18 protein-coding genes and 1 pseudogene are annotated in these 19,790 nt (G+C 68.4%); 8 read left to right on the forward strand and 11 right to left on the reverse strand.

Annotated elements, in window-relative coordinates:
* The 3 genes from A9W96_RS30930 to A9W96_RS26660 form a co-directional block, all read left to right on the forward strand.
* Window positions 1–338, forward strand: a 338-nt coding sequence (locus A9W96_RS30930) for a hypothetical protein (RefSeq protein ID WP_197499664.1), incomplete at its 5' end; no start/stop codon positions are given.
* Between the two features lie 107 nt (window positions 339–445).
* Window positions 446–1,771 (forward strand): UDP-glucose/GDP-mannose dehydrogenase family protein, encoded by a 1,326-nt coding sequence (locus A9W96_RS26655; RefSeq protein ID WP_066862380.1) that lies wholly within the window; start codon window positions 446–448, stop codon window positions 1,769–1,771.
* A gap of 120 nt (window positions 1,772–1,891) precedes the next feature.
* Entirely contained in the window at window positions 1,892–2,836 is a 945-nt protein-coding gene (locus A9W96_RS26660) for a TauD/TfdA family dioxygenase (protein WP_067144316.1), read from the forward strand.
* Here the strand turns inward: A9W96_RS26660 and A9W96_RS26665 are convergent.
* Window positions 2,807–4,171, reverse strand: a complete 1,365-nt coding sequence (locus A9W96_RS26665) for an MFS transporter (protein ID WP_067144299.1) — start codon at window positions 4,169–4,171, stop codon at window positions 2,807–2,809. The genes A9W96_RS26660 and A9W96_RS26665 overlap by 30 nt on opposite strands.
* 282 nt (window positions 4,172–4,453) lie before the next feature.
* On the reverse strand, window positions 4,454–5,137 hold the full coding sequence (locus tag A9W96_RS26670; RefSeq protein ID WP_067144320.1) for a class I SAM-dependent methyltransferase: 684 nt from the start codon (window positions 5,135–5,137) through the stop codon (window positions 4,454–4,456).
* Window positions 5,138–5,264: 127 nt separating this feature from the next.
* Between A9W96_RS26670 and A9W96_RS26675 the strand changes: the two genes are divergently transcribed.
* From A9W96_RS26675 to rfbA, 3 genes are read left to right on the forward strand one after another with little or no spacing between them, the layout of a single operon-like run.
* Window positions 5,265–6,020 carry a maleylpyruvate isomerase family mycothiol-dependent enzyme gene (locus A9W96_RS26675; protein ID WP_067144318.1) on the forward strand — a complete coding sequence of 252 codons (756 nt, stop codon included), beginning with the start codon at window positions 5,265–5,267 and terminating at the stop codon, window positions 6,018–6,020.
* A gap of 29 nt (window positions 6,021–6,049) precedes the next feature.
* Window positions 6,050–6,421 carry a nuclear transport factor 2 family protein gene (locus tag A9W96_RS26680; protein ID WP_066862372.1) on the forward strand — a complete coding sequence of 124 codons (372 nt, stop codon included), beginning with the start codon at window positions 6,050–6,052 and terminating at the stop codon, window positions 6,419–6,421.
* Between the two features lie 27 nt (window positions 6,422–6,448).
* Complete coding sequence (rfbA, locus tag A9W96_RS26685; protein WP_067144301.1) at window positions 6,449–7,324, forward strand: glucose-1-phosphate thymidylyltransferase RfbA; 876 nt, start codon at window positions 6,449–6,451, stop codon at window positions 7,322–7,324.
* On the opposite strand, the gene A9W96_RS26690 is transcribed toward rfbA, so the two are convergent.
* The 5 genes from A9W96_RS26690 to A9W96_RS26710 all read right to left on the reverse strand — a co-directional run bounded on the left by A9W96_RS26690 (window position 7,266) and on the right by A9W96_RS26710 (window position 15,493).
* The gene (locus A9W96_RS26690) at window positions 7,266–8,531 is read right to left on the reverse strand and encodes a YibE/F family protein (RefSeq protein ID WP_066862365.1); all 1,266 of its coding nucleotides are present in this window, start codon (window positions 8,529–8,531) and stop codon (window positions 7,266–7,268) included. The genes rfbA and A9W96_RS26690 overlap by 59 nt on opposite strands.
* A 32-nt stretch (window positions 8,532–8,563) precedes the next feature.
* Window positions 8,564–9,856, reverse strand: a complete 1,293-nt coding sequence (locus A9W96_RS26695; protein WP_066862361.1) for a pyridoxal phosphate-dependent aminotransferase — start codon at window positions 9,854–9,856, stop codon at window positions 8,564–8,566.
* Between the two features lie 32 nt (window positions 9,857–9,888).
* On the reverse strand, window positions 9,889–12,888 hold the full coding sequence (locus A9W96_RS26700; protein WP_082972643.1) for a (Fe-S)-binding protein: 3,000 nt from the start codon (window positions 12,886–12,888) through the stop codon (window positions 9,889–9,891).
* Between the two features lie 252 nt (window positions 12,889–13,140).
* On the reverse strand, window positions 13,141–14,820 hold the full coding sequence (locus A9W96_RS26705) for an Hsp70 family protein (RefSeq protein WP_067144305.1): 1,680 nt from the start codon (window positions 14,818–14,820) through the stop codon (window positions 13,141–13,143).
* Between the two features lie 133 nt (window positions 14,821–14,953).
* Window positions 14,954–15,493: a hypothetical protein gene (locus tag A9W96_RS26710; protein ID WP_067144307.1), complete on the reverse strand. Its 540-nt coding sequence runs from the start codon at window positions 15,491–15,493 to the stop codon at window positions 14,954–14,956.
* Window positions 15,494–15,603: 110 nt separating this feature from the next.
* Here A9W96_RS26710 and A9W96_RS26715 point away from each other — a divergent pair, with 110 nt between their 5' ends.
* Window positions 15,604–16,257, forward strand: coding sequence for a DUF1345 domain-containing protein (locus A9W96_RS26715; protein WP_067144309.1), 654 nt, complete (start codon window positions 15,604–15,606; stop codon window positions 16,255–16,257).
* An 8-nt stretch (window positions 16,258–16,265) separates the two neighbouring features.
* Here A9W96_RS26715 and A9W96_RS26720 read toward each other — a convergent pair whose 3' ends face one another.
* The 3 genes from A9W96_RS26720 to A9W96_RS26730 are packed head-to-tail and all read right to left on the reverse strand — an operon-like array spanning window position 16,266 to window position 18,794.
* Window positions 16,266–16,988, reverse strand: a complete 723-nt coding sequence (locus A9W96_RS26720; RefSeq protein WP_067144312.1) for a hypothetical protein — start codon at window positions 16,986–16,988, stop codon at window positions 16,266–16,268.
* Complete coding sequence (locus tag A9W96_RS26725) at window positions 16,988–17,554, reverse strand: LpqN/LpqT family lipoprotein (protein ID WP_066865918.1); 567 nt, start codon at window positions 17,552–17,554, stop codon at window positions 16,988–16,990. Before A9W96_RS26725 ends, A9W96_RS26720 begins: the two co-directional genes overlap by 1 nt.
* Before the next feature lie 10 nt (window positions 17,555–17,564).
* A complete protein-coding gene (locus tag A9W96_RS26730) occupies window positions 17,565–18,794 on the reverse strand; it encodes a hypothetical protein (RefSeq protein ID WP_067144314.1) in 1,230 nt (409 codons plus the stop codon).
* A gap of 148 nt (window positions 18,795–18,942) precedes the next feature.
* Here A9W96_RS26730 and A9W96_RS26735 point away from each other — a divergent pair, with 148 nt between their 5' ends.
* Window positions 18,943–19,464, forward strand: a complete 522-nt coding sequence (locus tag A9W96_RS26735; protein WP_067144321.1) for a DUF488 family protein — start codon at window positions 18,943–18,945, stop codon at window positions 19,462–19,464.
* 12 nt (window positions 19,465–19,476) lie between these two features.
* On the opposite strand, the pseudogene A9W96_RS26740 reads toward A9W96_RS26735, so the two are convergent.
* A pseudogene (locus A9W96_RS26740) lies at window positions 19,477–19,790 on the reverse strand (hypothetical protein); the annotation flags it as partial.

Raw genomic sequence — 19,790 nt, forward strand, 5'->3', positions numbered from 1 at the left:
CTCCGGCTCCCGCGGCGGCGGCTCCCGCACCCGTGCCGGTGCCGGAGGCTCCCGCTCCGGTGCCGGTGGCTCCGCCGCCCCCTCCGCCCGCGGTGGCGCCTATCCCGGTGCCCATCCCGCTGCCGATCCCGGGCCTTGGCGGGCCGGGCTTTGGTGGACCCCCCGGAGGCGGCTTCGGTCCGCACGGCGGCGGTGACGACGGGCCGCACGGTGGCGGCGGACACGGTGGTGGCGGCGGCGGCTTCCCCGGACTCCCCGGCGGCGGCGGTGGCCACGGCGGCGGCGGTGGCGGCTTCCCCGGCTTCGGCGGAGGTCACGGCGGTTTCGGTCGCCACTAACCCCAGCGAGCGCCTAGGGCCTGACGGCAGCCACCTGTCATCTGCCGTTTGCCTCCCGATTAGCCCTGCGATGCAGTCAGCTCATCGGGGCCGCCTACACCGGTTATATGCGATGCACCGTGTTCGGCACGGGTTACCTCGGTGCCACCCACGCGGTTGGGATGGCGGCTCTGGGACACGACGTGCTCGGGATCGACATCGACCCCGGCAAGGTGGCCAAGCTCGCCGGGGGCGACATCCCCTTCTACGAGCCAGGCCTGCGAAAGCTGTTGCAGGAGAACCTGGCCGCCGGCCGACTACGGTTCAGCACCGACTATGACGCGGCGGCCGACTTCGCCGACGTGCACTTCCTGGGCGTGGGCACCCCGCAGAAGAAGGGCGAATACGGCGCAGATCTGCGTCACGTCTACGCCGTCATCGATGCGCTGGTGCCGCGGTTGACGACCTCGGCGGTGCTGGTCGGCAAGTCGACGGTTCCGGTGGGCACCGCGGCCGAGCTCAACCAGCGGGCCGCCGGGCTGGCTCCCCAAGGGGTCGACGTCGAAATCGCTTGGAACCCGGAGTTCCTTCGCGAAGGCTACGCCGTGCAGGACACGCTCAACCCGGACCGGATCGTGCTGGGCATCAAACCGGATTCGACGCGCGCCGAGGCCGCCGTTCGCGAGCTGTACGGTCCGCTGCTCGACGCCGGGGTGCCGTTCCTGGTGACGGATCTGCAGACCGCGGAGCTGGTCAAGGTTTCCGCCAATGCCTTTCTGGCAACGAAGATTTCGTTCATCAACGCCATTTCCGAGGTGTGCGAGGCGGCCGGCGCGGACGTCAGCCTGCTGGCCGATGCGCTCGGCTACGACCCACGGATCGGACGCCAATTCCTCAATGCCGGTTTGGGTTTCGGCGGAGGCTGCCTGCCCAAGGACATCCGGGCCTTCATGGCGCGCGCCGGCGAGCTGGGCGCCGACCAGGCGCTGACGTTCCTGCGCGAGGTCGACAGCATCAACATGCGCCGCCGCACCCGAATGGTGGAACTGGCCAGCGCGGCCTGCGGCGGCTCGCTGCTGGGCGCCAACATCGCCGTCCTCGGTGCCGCCTTCAAACCCGAATCCGACGATGTGCGTGACTCACCCGCGCTCAACGTCGCGGGCCAGCTGCAGCTCAACGGGGCCGCCGTCAACGTCTATGACCCCAAGGCCCTGGACAACGCGCAGCGACTATTCCCGACGCTGAACTACGCGGTCTCGGTCGAAGAGGCCTGCGAGCGCGCCGATGCGGTGCTGGTGCTCACCGAATGGCGCCAGTTCGTCGACATGGATCCCGACGATTTGGCCGACCGGGTCCGCGCCCGCGTCATCGTGGACGGCCGCAACTGCCTGGACGCCGCCCGCTGGCAGCGGGCGGGCTGGCGGGTCTACCGCCTGGGCGCGCCGCGGCCCTAACGCCGAGCGCTGCGGGCTTTCCTTCAGCACGATACAAACGCTTGCCGGTGGTGGCATTGTCGATAGCCTCAAAAAGGCTATACCGCATGCATTTTCAAACACTTGACAGGATTGAGCGATTTGACGACGACCGCTGCCACCGAAACCAATATCGAAGTCGTTCCGCTGTCGGGCTGGACGGGGGCCGTGATCGACGGCGTCGACCTGGCCGCGCCGCTGAGCGAAGCGGAAAAGGCCGTCATCCGGTCGGCCCTGCACAGGTGGAAGGTGGTGTTCTTCCGCGACCAGGACCTCGACCACGCCGCGCACATCGCGTTCGGTGCCCAATTCGGTGAGGTCACCTCGGCCCATCCCTACGAAGGTGATTCCGCGCCCGAGGGTTTCCCGCAGATCCATACCGTGTCGCCGGCAGCCTACGACCGCCGGTACGGTTCGGAGTACCGGCATAAGGAGGGCTGGAACGGCCCCAACTGGCATGCCGATGTGACACCTCTGATCAACCCGCCGTCGCATTCGATACTGCGCGCCGAAGTGGTCCCGCCCTTCGGCGGTGACACGCTGTTCACCAATGTGGCGGCCGTCTACCAAGGCCTTTCCCCGTTGATTCGCGAATTCATCGACGGGCTGCGCGCCGAGCACCGGTTCGGCGCCACCTTGTCCTTCGAGCGCAGCGGCGCCAAGATCGGGGACCTGGTGCGCAGCAATCCGCTGGCGTCGATCCATCCGGTGGTCCGGGTGCATCCCGAGACCGGCGAGAAGGTGGTCTACGTCAATCAGTTCTTCACCCGGGAGATCGTCGACCTGTCGCCCCGGGAAAGCCGGTACGTCCTGGACCTGTTGTTCGAGCAGATCGCCCGGCCGGAGTACTCGGTCCGGTTCAAGTGGGAGCCGGGAAGCGTTGCCTTCTGGGACAATCGGGCCACGCTGCACCTCGCCCCGCGCGATTACGAGCACCTGGGCCAGGAGCGGGTGCTGCACCGCATCACGCTGGTCGGCGACATCCCGGTGGGGCCCGACGGACGCCGCTCGGAGCCGCTAGAGGGCGAGTACTTCGGGGCTGCCTGACACCCGTTCGCGGGCGTGGGCCGGTGAGCCCAGCTGTGACGCGACCAGGCCGATAGCCGCCACGGCGGTGGTGGTCACCGCGACCGGCCACAACGCCCCGCCGTAGTAGGCCACCACCGAGGTGAGCAGCAGCGGAATGAGCCCGCCGATGATGGTGGAGCTCTGGCCGGACAACGACATTCCGGTGTAGCGCACCCGGGCGGGGAAGGACTCGGCGAGGTATTTGGGCAGCGCGCCCCAGACGACCCACAGCGGCGCGCCGATCAACACCTCGGTTGTCAGCAGCGACGGCAGCGTCGCCGAGGCGGCCAGCACCGCCAGCAGCCCCGCAGCGGGCAGCGTCAGCAATGCGAGCAGGCCGCCGCGGATCACCTTGTCTGCGCCGTAGCGATCGGCGAGCCAACCGCCCAGTACGGTCAACGCCCAGAACACGGTGACGTGCACGGCCGAGATGCCCAGCAGCACCGAAGATGACGGCAGGCCAAGGGTTTTGGTGCCGTAGCCGGTGAGGAACACGGTCTCGATGAAGAACGGGACCGTCACGCCGCCGAGATAGACCGCAAAGCAGATCAGCATCGTGCGGCCGTGCTGGCGAACCGCCTCGCGCAACGGGAACGGTGACAGCTCGCCGCTGCGCCGCAGCGCGGTGAACTCGGGTGACTCGATCACCCGCAACCGGATGAACAGGCCCACGACACCGAGCGCGAGGCCGAACAGGAACGGCACCCGCCAGCCCCACGTTACGAAGCTGTGCTCGCTGAGCGTCGAGGCCAGGATGAACAGCGATCCGGTGGCCAACCCCTGGCCCACGGCCGAGCCCGTCTGCACCAGCGATCCCCAAAAGCCGCTGCGGTGTTGGGGGCTGGTCTCGGTGACCACCAGCACCGCCCCGGCCCACTCACCGCCCAGCCCGACGCCCTGCAGGAAACGCAACAGCACCAGCAGGGCGGGCGCCGCCCAGCCGATCGCGGCGTAGCTGGGGAGCAGTCCGATCAGAAAGGACGGGATCCCCATGATCAACAGCGTGGCCACCAGCATCTTCTTGCGCCCGAGGCGATCGCCCAGGTGCCCGAACAACACGCCGCCCAGCGGCCGGGCGACGAAGCCGACGGCGAAAGTGCCAAGCGCGGCAAGCACTCCGGCCGTCGAGGAGGCGCGCGGGAAGAACAGCGGACCGAAGACCAGCGTGGCCGCGAAGCCGTAGAGGAAGAAGTCGTACCACTCCAGCACGCTGCCGGCGAGGCTGGCCAGGGCCACCCGGCGCATGCCGGGTCCGGCTTCCTCGCCGCCGGGCGGGGCCGAAAGATCGGTGCTGCCCTGCGCTGCGATCGTCATTGAGGGTCTCCGATGGTCGGTCGGCCGGGTCCACGCGCAAGCGTCGTGACGGGCGAAATGAGCGGCGCGAGTGGGGCACACAGAGACCGCAGCGACGACGATCGCCCGCGCGCCTCATCATCGTTGCAGTGCCGGGTCGCGGTCGAGCGCAGTCCTTCCCGTCACGGGGATCATCCGCGGCGCCCGCCCAGCTCAGCGCGGTTCCCCGCGGCCGGCGACGGTTGGAATCAGATTGAACGCAAACGATTCACCGTCGGATGCCGGCGCGCATGCCGCGCGATGTCAATTAGCTTGCCGCACAACAGGTTCAGTCGAACATGTGCGGGCGTACAGCACCGCGCGGGGGTATTCGCCGCCGTCGTCGAAGAGCTCGACGTCGACGTCGTCGAACCCGGCCGAGCGCAGCGCGTCGGCAACCGGTGCCGGATCCGGGATCTCACGGAATGGCAGGCTGGCAGCGACGTCGTCGGCGTAGTGATGCCCGGCCACATGGGGATTCAGCGAAATGTCGGCGATCACCAGCCCACGCGGGGCCAGCACCCGGCGCCATTCGGCGAAGGCCCGCCGCGGCTCGAGCACCGTCCAGATGAAGTGCCGGGCCGTCACGGCATCGAAACTGGCGTCGGCGAACGGCAGCTTCTCGGTCATGCCCTCGACGAACGTGACCGCCACCCGGCCGTCGGCGGCCTTGGCGCGAGCGTGCGCCAACATGGCCGCGGATGCGTCGACGCCGGTCACCTGGTGGCCCAGCTCGGCCAGCAACAGCGCGACAAAGCCGGTGCCCGTGGCGACGTCGAGCACGCGGGAAGCCGGCGGGATCGGACTCAGGGCGTCCGTCCACCGTCGACGTTCGGGTTCCGAGGAGATGCCGTGGGCGGCCCGCTGGTCGTATTGCGCACCCTCGCGCTCCCAGAACTCGCGAATCGCCGTGCGGGCGACCGGAAGGCTCACATTGGCGTCGGGCATGAGCACCTCTCGGGGACAAGGGCATTCGGCGGGCCGGACATCGACGACAAGTCTGCAGTGCGCGCCGGTGTCGCCGCAAGGCACGCGGGACCGCAGGGCGCGCGGCCCGGCGAGTAGCCTGACCCGCGTGGACTATGCCGGAAAATTCCTCGACGAGAACCGGGCCTTCGGGGAGCTCTTCCGCGATGTCGACGAGTCCACGCCGGTCCCCACCTGCCCGGACTGGACCCTGCGCCAGCTCTTCCGCCACGTCGGGCGCGGCGATCGCTGGGCGGCGCAGATCGTGAGTCAGCGCCTCGACAGCTACCTCGACCCCCGCACGGTGGAGGGCGGCAAGCCGCCGCCGGATCCCGCCGGTGCCATCCCGTGGCTGCACGGCGGCGCCCAGCGGCTGATCGACGCCGTCGAACTGACCGGGGTCCAAACGCCGGTCTGGACGTTTCTGGGGTCGCGCCCGGCGAACTGGTGGATCCGGCGCCGGTTGCACGAGGTCGCGGTGCATCGGGCCGACGCGGCGATCGCGCTGGGCGCCGAATACACCCTGGACGCCGAGGTGGCGGCCGACGGCATCACCGAATGGCTGGAGCGGGTGGCGATCCAGGCGGGCGCCCAGGGCGCGCTGCTTCCGCTCGAGGAGGGTGACACCCTGCACCTGCACGCCACCGATCCCGGGCTGGGGGAGGCCGGCGAATGGACGATCACCGTCGAAGACGGCCGGGTCGCCTGGTCACACCAGCACGGCAAGGGCAGCGCCGCGCTGCGCGGGGGCGCGACCGAGCTGCTGCTGGCGATCCTGCGCCGGCGGCCGGTGGCCGACACGGGCGTCGAGCTGTTCGGCGACGACGGCGTGTGGAAGCGCTGGTTGGACCGTACGCCTCTCTAGCCGCGGGGCCGCACGGTAATTTGCACACCATGACCACATCGGAGATCGCCACCGTTCTGGCATGGCATGACGCCCTCAACGCCGCGGACCTCGAGACGTTGACCGCGCTGTCCAGCGATGACATCGAGATTGGCGACGCGCACGGAGCCGCACAGGGCCACGAGGCGCTGCGCACCTGGGCCGGCTCGCATCGGGCGAGCACCCAGCTCGGCCAGCTGTACGTGCACGACGGCATCGTCGTCGCCGAACAGAAAGCGACCAGCCCCGACGGTCCGGAGGCGGCCACCAACGCGTTGGCGTTTCGCGTCGTGCGCGACCACGTCACCTCGGTGTTCCGGCACGACAGCCTGGCCTCGGCGCTGGCGGCCACCGAGCTCACCGCGTCCGACGCCGTCGAGTAGGGCCGATCAAGGCATTAGGAGCTATCCATGCGCGGAATCATCCTGGCCGGCGGGTCGGGCACCCGCCTGCATCCCATCACCACGGGCATCAGCAAGCAGTTGCTGCCGGTCTACGACAAACCGATGGTCTACTACCCGCTGTCCACCCTGATGATGGCCGGCATCCGCGACATCCTGGTGATCACCACCCCGCACGACGCGGCGGGCTTCCAGCGGCTGCTGGCCGACGGCTCGCAATTCGGCGTCAACATCACCTACGTGACGCAGGAAAAGCCCGACGGCCTGGCCCAGGCGTTCGTGCTGGGTGCCGACCACATCGGCAACGAGCCGGTGGCATTGGTGTTGGGCGACAACATCTTCTACGGCCCGGGCCTGGGTACCAGCCTGAGCCGCTTTCAATCCGTCAGCGGCGGAGCGGTTTTCGCGTACTGGGTGGCCAACCCGTCGGCTTACGGTGTCGTCGAATTCAGCGACGACGGCAGGGCGCTGTCGCTGGAGGAGAAGCCCAAGACACCCAAATCCAATTACGCGGTGCCGGGTTTGTACTTCTACGACAACGACGTGATCGAAATCGCCAAGGGTCTCAAGAAATCGGCGCGCGGCGAGTACGAGATCACCGAGGTCAACCAGATCTACCTGAACCGGGGCCGGCTCTCGGTCGAGGTGATGGCCCGCGGCACGGCCTGGCTGGACACCGGGACGTTCGACTCGCTGCTGGATGCCAGCGACTTCGTGCGCACCCTGGAACGCCGGCAGGGCCTGAAGGTCAGCGTGCCCGAGGAAGTGGCGTGGCGGCGTGGCTGGATCACCGACGACGAGCTGGCCGAGCGCGCCCAGAGCCTGCTCAAGTCCGGCTACGGCGGCTATCTGCTGGATCTGTTGGAGCGGAGCCGATTTCAGTAGGTTTGGCCAGCACCGCGGCGATCGCCGTCGTCAGCGGTACCGACAGCGCCAACGCCATGCCGCCCACCGCGGAGCGGGCGATCTCGATGGCCACGCTCTCGCTGGTCAACACGTCGGTCAACGAGCGGTTGGCCACGCTGAACAGCAACAGCAGCGGCAGCGAACTACCCGCGTAAGCCAGCACCAGGGTGTAGACCGTGCTGGCGATGTGATCACGCCCCACCCGAATGGCGCCGACGAAGATCGCCCGCCGGGAGCCGCCGAGGTGGGCGAGCTCGAACACCGTCGAGGCCTGGGTCACCGTCACGTCGTTGAGTACACCGAGTGACCCGATGATGAAGCCGGCCAGCAGCAGGCCGCCGATCGACACGCTGCCCAGATACGCGCTGACCGTGCTGTTCTGCTCGTCGGACAAGCCGGTCAGCTGCGCCAATTGTATTGCCGCCCAGGATAATCCGGCGGCCAGCAACAGGGCCGCCAGGGTGCCCAGCAGGGCGGCGCTGGTCCGCAGGTTGACCCCGTGGGCGAGGTAGATGACCGCGTACAGGATGGCCGCCGACGCGACCAGCGCCACCGGCACCGCCGGCGCGCCGTCGCGCAGCGCCGGCAGCAAAAACGTCACCAAAACCACGAACGCGACCACGATGCCCACCAGGGCCAGCAGCCCGCGCCACCGCGCCACCGCCACGATCACCACCGCGAACGCGATCGCCAAACCGGCGAGCGCCCAACCACGTTCGAAGTCGTAGAATGCGTAGCTGGTGGCGCCCTGGTCATCGACCTGGCGGACGAGCCGAATGCGGTCGCCCACCGCGAATTTCGGCTGTCCCGGGCCGGGGGAGGACTCCAGCAGCGTCTGGGCGCCGGCGTTGGGGCCGGAGTCGATCGACACCTGGGTCAGCACGCAGCGTCCGGCGCCGGGCGGCGCCTGTTGCGGCGCGCCGGTGAGCACCTGGCTGACCGACGCGCTGCCGCAGTCGCCCATCCCGCTGGACAGCACGTGCCCGGCCTGCGTGCTCACCGCGCCGCCGGCGGCGTTCTGCAGCGGCATCGGGATGTCGACGTGCTGCCGGCTGGGCCACAACACGATCGCCCCGACGGCGACCGCGACGCCGATCGCGACCAACAACCCCACGACGATCCTGGCGGGCAACGGATCGACGGCGGACGGGCCCGGCGGCAGGCTGTGCGAGTGCGAGTGGGTCACCCGGTCGAGACTAGAGGCGCCCGCGCCGGTGCCTACGGTCGATAGCCGACCAGGAAATTGCCCAACCGCTCGATCGCGGCCGCCAGATCGCGGGCCCACGGCAGCGTCACGATGCGCAGGTGATCCGGTGCCGGCCAATTGAAGCCGGTCCCCTGGGTGACCAGAATCTTTTCCTGCAGCAGCAGATCGAGGACGAGCTGTTCGTCGTCGTCGATGTCATAGACCTCGGGGTCCAGCCGGGGGAACGCATAAAGCGCACCGGCCGGCTTGACGCAGGACACGCCCGGAATCTCGTTGAGCTTGGTCCATGCGACGTCGCGTTGCTCGAGCAACCGGCCGCCGGGCAGCACCAGGTCGTCGATGCTCTGATAGCCGCCCAGGGCCACCTGGATCGCGTGCTGCGCCGGAACATTGGGGCACAGGCGCATATTGGCCAGCAGGTTGATTCCCTCAATGAAGCTGCTGGCGTGGTCCTTGGGCCCGGTGATTGCCAGCCAGCCGGCCCGATAGCCGGCCACCCGGTAGGCCTTGGACAGGCCGTTGAAGGTCAGGCACAGCATGTCCGGCGCCAGCGTGGCGAGGTTGATGTGCTTGGCGTCGTCGTAGAGGATCTTGTCGTAGATCTCGTCGGCGAGCAGCAGCAGCTCGTGCTTGCGCGCCAGATCGACTATCTGGGTGAGGACTTCGCTGGTGTAGACCGCGCCGGTCGGGTTGTTCGGGTTGATCACTACCAGCGCCTTGGTCCGCTCGGTGATCTTGGACTCCATGTCGGCGATGTCGGGCTGCCAGCCCTGCGTCTCGTCGCACAGGTAGTGCACGGGCGTGCCGCCCGCCAGGGAGGTCGACGCCGTCCACAGCGGGTAGTCGGGCGACGGGATCAGCACCTCGTCGCCGTTGTCGAGCAGGGCCTGCAGGGTCATGGTGATCAGCTCGGACACCCCGTTACCCAGATAGACGTCGTCGACGTCGAAGCGGGGAAATCCGTCGACCAACTCGTAGCGGGTCACCACGGCCCGGCGGGCGGGCAGGATGCCCTGCGAGTCGGAGTAGCCCTGGGCGTACGGCAGGGCCTGGATCATGTCGCGCATGATCACGTCGGGCGCCTCGAAGCCGAACGGCGCCGGGTTGCCGATGTTGAGCTTGAGGATGCGATGCCCCTCGGCCTCCAGCCGCGCGGCCTGGGCGTGCACCGGCCCGCGGATCTCGTACAGGACGTCCTGGAGCTTCGACGACTGCGCAAAACTGCGTTGCGGCCGGTGATGAGCCGACGCGTGCAGGGGCAGGTGATGGGTGGTCACACCACTAATGGTGCCATCACTGTCCACTGAAATTTGCTGTCAAGCGGCAAAGACGCAGGTCAGCGCTTGCCCGGGGGACGCGCCCCACGGGCGATGCCCAGGCCTTTGACCGGTGGCTGCGACGGTGCATCGTCGCCGTTGGTCTCCTTTGCCGGCTCCGCTTTCGGCGCCGGCTCGGCTTCGGCCTTGGCAGCCTCCGCCTTGGGCGCTTCCGCTTCAGGTGCTTCCGCCTTGGGGGCCTCGGCCTTGGGGGCCTCGGCCTTTGGCGCCGCCTTCTTGGCGCCGGGCCGCTTGGCGCCCGCGGCGATGCCCAGCCCCTTGACCGGCGCCGCGGGTGCCTTGGCTTCGGCCTTGGGCGCCTCGGCCTTGGCGGCGGCCGGTGCCGCCTTCTTGGCGCCGGGTCGCTTGGCGCCCGCGGCCAGCCCCAGGCCCTTGACCGGGGCGGCGGGTGCCTTGGCTTCGCCGCCTTCGGCCGGTGCCTCGGTCTTGGCGGCCTCGGCGGCCGGTGCGGCCTTCTTCGCGCCGGGTCGCTTGGCGCCGCCGGCGATGCCCAGCCCCTTCACGGGTGCGGCGGTATCCGCCTTGGCCTCTGCGGCCGGTGCGGCCGCCGCCTTCTTGGCGCCCGGCTTCTTCGCCCCGCCGGCGATGCCCAGCCCCTTGGCGGGGGCGGCCGCGGTCTGCGCCTTCGGGGCCGGCTCGGCGGGTGCCTCCTCGGCGGGTGCCTCCTCGGCCGGTGCCTCGGCGGGGGCGGTCGGGGTGGCCGTCGAGGCCTTGGGCGCCTCGGCCGCGCGCGCTTCGGCCCTTTCGGAGGCCTCCTTGGCGGCCGTGCCCTTCTCCGGCAGCGTCGCCTTGTCGTACTCGAGGGATCCCAGCAGGATCTGCGCGACATCGAGCACCTCGACACCGCTGCGGCCGGCCTCTTCCTGACGGTCGTTGACACCGTCGGTCACCATCACTCGGCAGAAGGGGCAGCCGGTGGCGATGGTGGCGGCCCCGGTAGCCAGCGCCTCGTCGACGCGTTCGTGGTTGATGCGCTTGCCGATGTGCTCTTCCATCCACATCCGCGCGCCGCCGGCGCCGCAGCAGAAGCTGCGCTCGGCATGGCGTGGCATCTCGGTCAGGTTCGCCCCCGCGGCCCCGATCAGCTCACGCGGCGCCTCGTAGACCTTGTTGTGCCGGCCCAGGTAGCAGGGGTCGTGATAGGTGATGTCCTGAGACACCGGGGTTACCGGCACCAGCTTGTTGTCCCGGATCAGGCGGTTGAGCAGCTGGGTGTGGTGCAGCACCGAGTAGTTCGCGCCGAGCTGGCGGTACTCGCGGCCCAGGGTGTTGAAGCAGTGCGGGCAGGTGACGACGATCTTGCGGTCGACGGTTTCCACGCCCTCGAACAGTCCGTCCAGCGTCTCGACGGCCTGCTGGGCGAGCTGCTGGAACAGAAACTCGTTGCCCGAGCGGCGCGCGGAGTCGCCGTTGCAGGTCTCGCCGGTGCCGAGCACCAGGTACTTCACCCCGGCGATGGCCAGCAGCTCGGCGACGGCCTTGGTGGTCTTCTTGGCCTTGTCGTCGTAGGCGCCGGCGCAACCCACCCAGAACAGGTACTCGTAGCCGTCGAAGCTGTCGACGTCCTCGCCGTAGACCGGCACGTCGAAGTCGACCTCGTCGATCCAGCTGGTGCGGTCCGACGCGTTCTGGCCCCACGGATTGCCCTTGGTTTCCAGGTTCTTGAACAGCACCGACAGCTCCGAGGGGAACTCGGATTCCATCATCACCTGGTAGCGGCGCATGTCGATGATGTGATCGACATGCTCGATGTCCACCGGGCACTGCTCGACGCAGGCGCCGCAGGACACGCAGGACCACAGCACGTCGGGGTCGATGACGCCGCCCTGTTCCTCGGTGCCGACCAGCGGCCGGGTGGCCTGCTCGGGGCCGGACCCCATGACGCGGCCGAAGCCCGACTCGGGCACGTGGTGGACCTCGGCGTGCTTCTCGCCGGACAGCTTCTCGCCGACTCCGCCCTCCGGTGTGCTCTCGAGCGGGCTCTCCTTGTCACCGAGGATGTAGGGCGCCTTGGCCATCCAGTGGTCGCGCAGGTCCATGATGACGAGCTTGGGCGACAGCGGCTTGCCGGTGTTCCACGCCGGGCACTGGGACTGGCAGCGCCCGCACTCGGTACAAGTGGCGAAGTCCAGCATGGCCTTCCAGCTGAAGTCCTCGATCTTGCCGCGGCCGAATTCGGCGTCGTCCGGCGGGTTTTCGAAGTCGATCGGCTTGCCGTCGTGCTCCAGCGGCAGCAGCGGGCCCAGGCCGTTGGGCAGCCGCTTGAAGATGACGTTGATGGGCGCCGTGAAGATGTGCATGTGCTTGGAGTGCAGCACGATGATCAGGAACGCCAACATGACCAAGATGTGCAGCAGCAGCGCCGTCGTCTCGATGATCTCGTTGGCGGGCTGACCCAGCGGGCGCAGGATGGCGCCGAACAGCTGTGACAGGAAGGCGCCGTTGCCGTAGGGCAGCGTGCCGTTGTTGACCGCGGCTCCGCGCACGAACACGTAGGTGAAGACGACGTTGAAGATCATGAACAGCACCAGCCAGGCACCGCCGGTGTGCGAGCCGTAGAACCGTGACTGACGTCCGATCTCCTTCGGGCTGCGCATCAACCGGATGATGGCGAAGGTGACGATGCCGAGGAAGACCGCGGTCGCGAAGAAGTCCTGCAGGAAGCCCAGCACGTCCCAGCGACCGATGATCGGGATGTGGAAGTTGTCCTGGAACAGCAGCCCGTAGGCCTCGATGTAGACCGTGAGCAGGATGAAGAATCCCCACATGGTGAAGAAGTGCGCCAGGCCGGGGATCGACCACTTCAACAGCTTGCGCTGACCGAACACCTCGGAGACCTCGGCCCAGACGCGTTTGGCCGGCTCGTCGGTGTGTCCCGGGGCCGGCTTGCCGGACGTGATCAGCTTGAACAGCCACAGGACACGCCGTGCGGCGAGTGCGGCCACGACCAGCGTCATGCCCGTGCCCACGATCAGCCTGATGAGCATCTGCGTTGTCACAGAAGGTCTCCCCAATGCATAGATAAATTCGGCCTGTGCTTATTTGCCTGCTTAAGCCCCGCTCATAGTTACATCTCCGCGGCTTTCAGCGCGAGAAAGGCTGCCCTAACTTGGCAGTTCACCGGTGCCTCTGGCCTGCTGATTAGTACCCACTCACCCAATGTGACGCCTGTCGAAGTGATGAGCGCCACCAAATTTCGCTAAATGACCTTTTGCCGGGGGTCTTTGGCGGCCCGGGCGTAATTCGGCTCGTCAGTGCCCGAACGGCGGTTGAAAGATGGGCGGGAACGGCCGCGTGCGGGTGGTCGTCGGCGCCGCGGTGGTGGTCGCCTGCGACGTCGTGGTGGGCGGCGCGGTGGTGGTCGTCGTGCTCGGCGGCGCCGTCGTCGTGGTTGTCGTCGACGGCTCCGGCGCGGGCGTCGTGGTGGTGGCCGGCGCCTCCGTGGGCGGCGGCGGCGCGGGGATCACCGTGACGGTGGTGCTGTCGTTGGGTCCGGTGATGGTGACCGTTTGCGGCGGTGCCGGGCTGGTCGAAGGCCCCGGGGTGACGGGGGTGGACTTGGTGAGCAACAAATTGATCGCCAAGATCAGGGCCACCAGCACGGCCGCGCCCGCTCCGGCCACGCTCAACACCAGCGCCGTGCGTTTGTACCAGGGCAGCCGCCCCTGGGCGGTGGCGTAGCGGCTGCCGGTCGCGTCGTCGAATTCCCTTGCCTCGTTGGCGTATTCGCCGGTGGCGTCGCGGCCGGTGTAGGGCACCGGCTCGTCGTTGTCGGCGTCTTGCGACCACGCCAGGGCGTCGTCGACGTCGGTGGCTTGGGCGGCCCAGGCGGCCTGGGTCATGTCGAGCCCGGCGTTGCCGACCATTTCCGTCGGTGTTTCCACCGCCGCGGCCGCGGCGGTCGGGGCGACGCCCGACGCGTAGTGCGGGCCGAGCACCGCCGCGCCGAGGGCGGCGCTGAGCGCGGGCCGCGCGGTGCTGTGCACCGGCACCCCGAAGCGCTGCGACAATCGCGCTTTGAGCAGCGGGATGTTCGCGCCACCGCCGGTGATCGCCACGGCGCTCAGCCCGGCGTTCGCAATTCCGTTGCGGCGCAACGACTCGTCGACCGACGTGAGGAACCGGTCCAGCGGCGCGGCGAGCAGTTGCTCGAATTCGGTGCGGGTCAGCTGGGCGCCGTCGCCCGAAGCCCCGGCGATGGTGCCCACCGCGGCCATCGAGAGTTGCTCCTTCGCGCGCCGGCAGGCGCCGAGCAGGCGCGCCTGCGACCCGACCCGTGCTGCCCCGCCGAGCATGGCGGTGCTGACGTCGGAGGCCAGCAGGTGATCGAGGATCAGCTGATCGATCGCATCGCCGGAGAAGTCGGTGTTCCGCGCGGCAGGGCCGACGGGCGCAAAGCCGGCCTTGGCATCCATCAGCGTGACGGTGGTGCCGCCGGCGCCGAAGTCGCACAGGGCGATTACGCCGTCGGCCCCGAATCCCGGCGTGCCGCGCAGCGCCGCGAGCGCGGCCGTGGCGTCGGAAACCAGCATCGGTGCCACCCCGCCGCGCGCCAGATCCGACTGGGCGAAGAACTCCTCCCGCAGCGCCGCGAACTGGGCGTCGGACCAGTAGGCGGGCACCGCGATGGTGATCGGTGACCCGTAGCCGACCGCCCGGGCCATCGCTTCGATCGCCTCGACCGTCAACGCCGCGCCCAGGTACTTGGTGCCGTCGGCCGCCACCAATGGCGCCCGGTCGCCGACGCGTTCGACGAACCCTCGCAGCACCAGGCCGGGTTCGGTCAGGTTCGGGTTTTCTTCCGGCAGGCCGACTTCGGTCGGTCGCTGCTCGAACAGGGTCAGCACCGAGCTGCGGGTGATCGGAGCGCTGCCCGCGCGGGCCGCTACCAAGTTGGCCACGCCGATCGATAGGCCGAGCGACTCGCTCATGTCCCGCACCCCTGTGTCAGTCGTCCCGTTGCCGTCGCACGGTGGTCCTCACCGTAGCGACCGTGGATTGCAGCGAGTGTAGGGCTTCTCCGGCGCGCTGCCATGGAACCGTGACGGGGCTCGCCACGACTCGCTAACGCAGGCCCGGCGGCACGGTGACCGGATTCGGCACCCCCGGAACGGTGATTACCGGCGGCAGCTGCGGCAGATGGTGGCGATGCGAGGGCTGCTGGGTCTGTCCCCCGGTGGGCTGCTGTTGCGTCGGCTGCTGCGCCGGCGGCTCTTGGGCGCTGCTGCCGGGCGAGGACGTGGTGGTGGTCGTGGTGGTCGTCGGCGTCGTGGTGGTCGTGGTGGTGGCCGGCGTCGTGCTCGTCGTCGTGTTGGGGCCGTGGCCACCGGTCTGCCCGTGGATGAGTTGGATGACGCCGAAGATGATGAGCCCGATCAGGACCACGACGGAGACCAGCCAGGCGATCAGCATCGCCGGCTTGCGATACCAGGGGGCCGGCTCGCTCTCCTGGTCAAACGGGTCGCCGCCGTCGGCCTGCTCGGACCCTTGCGGCGGGTGAGCGGGTTGCGGAATTTCGCCGGTAGGCGGCTGTTCGCTTACACCGAAGTCGCCATGCTGCGTCGGCTGGTTGTGGAAGTCGTCGCGTGGGCCATTGGATGCCACGGCACCGATCGTACTGACCTCACCTGCCAATCTCCTGATGCCTAGGCCGGGCCGACGCGGATGAGCGCCCGAACGTGGTCCGACGACCCGCGTTTGGTGGTTAGGTCAAGATGGTGGACTCCCTGGTGAAGTTGTTTCGGGACACGGGCGCGGTCCGGATCTTGGTCTCCGTGGCCCTCGGCGTGGCCGTCGCCGTCGTGGTGGGCAACACCGCCGGTTGGCGTTTTGCGCTGGCCGGCTGGATCGTCACCGCCGGAACGTACGTGGTGTGGACGCAGCTCATCGTGCTCGGCATGAATGCCGAGCAGACCTGCCGGTGGGCGACGCGGGAGGACCCGACCCGGTGGATCGCCGACGCGGTCATCCTGTCGGCCAGCGTCGCGAGCCTGGGCGGGGTCGGCTACGTGGTGGCCGCTGGGTCACGCGCGGGCCACGAAGCCCTGGCCGCCGCCATCTTCGGCATCTTGACCGTCGCCGCGTCCTGGGTCGCCGTGCACACGCTGTACACCGTGCACTACGCGCGGCTCTACTACTCGGACGAACCGGGCGGCATCAACTTCCACGACCCCGAGCCGCCGCGCTTCCGGGACTTCGCCTACCTGGCCTTCACCGTCGGGATGACCTACCAGGTGTCCGACACCGAGATCGGGCTGACGACGATCAGGGCGACGGTCTTGCGCCATGCGCTGCTGTCCTACCTCCTCGGGGCGGTCGTCCTGGCGGTGACGATCAACCTGATCGCGGGGCTGGGCGCCAAGGTCTGACCGGGCCGTCATACGTCGGCCGTTGAATGACCGCGGAGAATCCGTTCGACGCGATCCAGCAGCTCGCTCGGTGTGTCGGAGGCGCCGTCTTTCCAGGCCAGCAGTGCGTGAAAAAGGTTGATGGGCTGGACGCTCAATTGGAGACCGAGCAGCACCGTCTTGCTGGTCAGATCCGCTGCGCGATAGGCAATCTCGACTTGCAGTGACTGTCCGTTCACCCCATTCGGGACGATCTTGGGCTCAATGCCCCGAACGCAATCACGCCGGATTTCGGTCAGCTCGTCTTTGGGTCCAGCCAAACGCACGGTCAGCGCCGACGGGGAGATGGCCAGCAGGCAACGACGCCACATACGCACTGCGCTGAACACGAAGACCGGCGTCAGGATCAGCAGGGTGATGCCGGTGAACCGAAGCCATCCCGGATTACCGGGCGCATAACCCGCGCCGACACTGGCCACGCCCAGCGCCGGCACCAGCACGTTCAAGACGTAAGCATTTCCCTCGTACCAGGGAAGGTAGCGGCAGACGATCTCGTCTTCAGACCGGTTGACTCCTGGCCGAAAAATCCGACGCCTGCCGAGGATGAAGATGAGCGCCGTACAGAATGCGATCAGGGACAAGTACCACTGCACTCCCACCGACATCGCAACCACCGCCATCAGGCACATGGCGCCGCCGAAGGCGTAGCGCAGTATCCGCCCCCACTTGCCGCTCGTTTGAGCGTTGGCCATTAGCCGTTGTCTCGCGTTGTGGTGGCGGGAGCCTTGCGGTGGTGATCCCCCGAAGCTGGACTTACCGGCGCCGCACCCATATGGACATCCAGCCCGATGCCGGCCCGCTCCACTGGCGAATCGTGTAGCGCGGTCACCGTGAGTTGAGCGATCAACGTCTCCTTTTCAGTGGGGATGATCCTCGATCGCGAGACGCTATCGATAGTGCCGAGCTCATGGGCGATCAGCATCACAAGCAATCCCTGAACTCCGACAGATGCACCGGCGGGGCGGACTTCGCGGTGCACTTCGTGACAGCCCGGCACCGACTGCAACTGTTGCTCGGCCAGCATCGCGAATACTTCGGCGGGGTCCAGAGCGGCCTCGACACGATGCATCGTCAACACCGCGTTCGCGCCAAACACGTCGATGTGAGGGTCGGTGCGGCAAGCCCACACCCGGAGTCCGACGGCGGAATCGAAGGGTTCCCAGCCAGGCGGTACCCGCACCTCGACCATAAGCCCTCCGAACCGATCGACCGGAGACAGAGCAACGCCGTGCCTCGCTACGAACTCATCGAATCGCATCGTCGTCGCCCTATCCGAAACCAAAAACTGATTCCACGCCGTGCACGGCGCTACCGACGGCATTCGAGACCGGCTGCCAAAGCTCTCCGACCACCTTGGATCCGCCCCATGCGACTACTGCTCCGACACCGGCGCCGACCACCAAGCCAATGGCGGTCCCCGCACCCGGCACGACCGAGCCGATCGCTGCACCGGCCGCCGCGTCCGCGGCGAGGCCTCCAACAGCCGCGCCCGCCCAGAGCCCGGCGGCGGTTCCGGCCGTCTCCCGGGTTACTGCCTCCGGCACCGAATTTCCATCCTTGATGTCGGACATGACGGCGGGCACCGCGCTGGCGGCACCCACCACCATGCTGACGCGCGAGAAGCCCTTGAGTTCGACTCCGCCGATTTTTGGGTCCTCAAACCACCTCAACAACGCCGGATCCGCCTTCCCGGGACCCGTACCGGGGGACTCGGCGATCAACTTCGTAGTCGCCTGGCGCACGCCGTCGGCGGTGCCACCGGCCACCGCTCCCGCGGCCCCGGTTGCCACCTCCCCCTTCGTCGGGGCCAACGCGGGACCCCCGCCGGGCTGGCCGGCCGGTGCCGGGCCGGGTTGGTCGGACGGTGCCGGGGCCGGTCCTGCCTGGGGGCCGACGGTGTCATAACCGTCGGCGTGCAGGGTGCCCATCGCATCCTGAAACGACTTGGAGTAGCCGTCGCGCGTCGCTTGCAGCCGGGCCAGCGCGGTTTTGGTGTCGCGGATCGCGTCTTGTTCACGGCCGGCGATGAACGCTTCGAGCGCGTCGATATCGGCCTGGGTGAGGTCGTCGTCGTCTTCCATCTCGTCGGCTTCGCCGATCAGCTCATCGAGTTCCTGCAGCTGGGCTTCCAGCGACGCGATCTGACCGGCCGCGGTTCTTTGCGCCTCGGCCAAGGTCGCGGCGATGTTCTCCAGGTCCGCGCCGATCTTCGGAATCTGCAGCGACTGTGCCCCAAGGGCCTTCGTCACCCGCTGCACTTCATCGGAGCCGGTGATCGGATGATCGCCATCCTGGTGATTCCAGGCGGCCTCGAACCGGGTGCGAGCCTGCTCGAACGCGTCGTTGGCCTCTTGTGTGCAGCGCCCCGCTTTGCGAAAGGCCTCCGCGAGGTTGGAAATCTGCAGTGGGCTCCCCGCTTGCAAGCTTGCGTTGATCGCCCAGGGGTCGCCACCGGCCGCGGCAATCAGCGCCGGGATGCTGAGGTATTGCAGTTGCATGGCGTCGTCAGTCGCCCGCCCGACCGCTGATCAATCCCGTTCGCATCGTCACCCCTCCCGAACTCAACGGCAAGGTTACTAACGCAGGCTTGATAATCAATTCAGATCGCGCCCCGGTCCGCCCGGGCAAGCTGTCCGTATGGAACCGGTGTTGCTGACGGTGGGGCACGGGGCGGCCGGCCGGGAGCGGCTATCAGAGTTGCTTGCCGGGGCGGGGGTTGCGCTGGTGGTGGACGTGCGGCGCTACCCGGCCAGCCGGACCAATCCGGACGTGCGCCGCGAGGCCCTGGAATCCTGGCTGCCGCAAGGGAGCATCGGCTACCGATGGGAGCCCCGCCTCGGCGGGCGCCGGCATATCGCGGCCGGAGAACCGGAGCCGGACAGCTGGTGGACGGTGGCCGCGTTCCGGGCCTACGCCGCATACACCCGGACGCCCGAGTTCGACGCGGCCCTGGACGACGTCCTCGCCGATGCGGGCCGGCGCACCACGGCGGTGATGTGCAGCGAGAGCGTCTGGTGGCGCTGTCACCGGCGGCTGATCGCCGACGTCGCGGTGCTGGGCCGCGGGGTGCCCGTGCGACACCTGATGCCCGACGGCCGGATCAGTCCGCACCGACCCGCGGAGGGAGCCCGCCGCCGCCCCGACGGCCATCTGGTCTGGGACGGTTGATCTTTCGGCTCCTTAGAACGTGTTGACCTTCTCGACGCTGACGAACATGCCGTGCTTGGTCTGGTCGTTGGTGAAGCGGGTGCCGTCGGCGTTGGCGATGATGGTCCAGCCCTGCGCCGCGTAGGTCTTGTAGTCGATGGTGACCGTCGGGATGGCGCCCAGGTTGCCCAGCACCCATTGCACTTTGCCGCCGCTGTTGATGCTGACGCCGTTGGCGTGCTCGCCGTCCTGCAGCGGGGAGTTGGTGAAGGGCGCCTCACAGCCGACGGTGTCTCTGTTGATCTGGCAGCGCGTCACGCCGGATTTGGTCTCGATGAAGACGTAGC

Source organism: Mycobacterium sp. 1245852.3, from assembly GCF_001669335.1.
GTDB lineage: Bacteria > Actinomycetota > Actinomycetes > Mycobacteriales > Mycobacteriaceae > Mycobacterium > Mycobacterium europaeum_A.

What these genes read in the sequence shown, in the direction of transcription:
- A9W96_RS26655 (WP_066862380.1), top strand. Translation starts at nt 446, where the DNA reads ATGCGATGCACCGTGTTCGGCACGGGTTACCTCGGTGCCACCCACGCG.
- A9W96_RS26665 (WP_067144299.1), bottom strand. Translation starts at nt 4,171, where the DNA reads ATGACGATCGCAGCGCAGGGCAGCACCGATCTTTCGGCCCCGCCCGGC.
- A9W96_RS26670 (WP_067144320.1), bottom strand. Translation starts at nt 5,137, where the DNA reads ATGCCCGACGCCAATGTGAGCCTTCCGGTCGCCCGCACGGCGATTCGC.
- A9W96_RS26680 (WP_066862372.1), top strand. Translation starts at nt 6,050, where the DNA reads ATGACCACATCGGAGATCGCCACCGTTCTGGCATGGCATGACGCCCTC.
- rfbA (WP_067144301.1), top strand. Translation starts at nt 6,449, where the DNA reads ATGCGCGGAATCATCCTGGCCGGCGGGTCGGGCACCCGCCTGCATCCC.
- A9W96_RS26705 (WP_067144305.1), bottom strand. Translation starts at nt 14,820, where the DNA reads ATGAGCGAGTCGCTCGGCCTATCGATCGGCGTGGCCAACTTGGTAGCG.
- A9W96_RS26715 (WP_067144309.1), top strand. Translation starts at nt 15,604, where the DNA reads ATGGTGGACTCCCTGGTGAAGTTGTTTCGGGACACGGGCGCGGTCCGG.
- A9W96_RS26720 (WP_067144312.1), bottom strand. Translation starts at nt 16,988, where the DNA reads ATGGCCAACGCTCAAACGAGCGGCAAGTGGGGGCGGATACTGCGCTAC.
- A9W96_RS26725 (WP_066865918.1), bottom strand. Translation starts at nt 17,554, where the DNA reads ATGCGATTCGATGAGTTCGTAGCGAGGCACGGCGTTGCTCTGTCTCCG.
- A9W96_RS26730 (WP_067144314.1), bottom strand. Translation starts at nt 18,794, where the DNA reads ATGCAACTGCAATACCTCAGCATCCCGGCGCTGATTGCCGCGGCCGGT.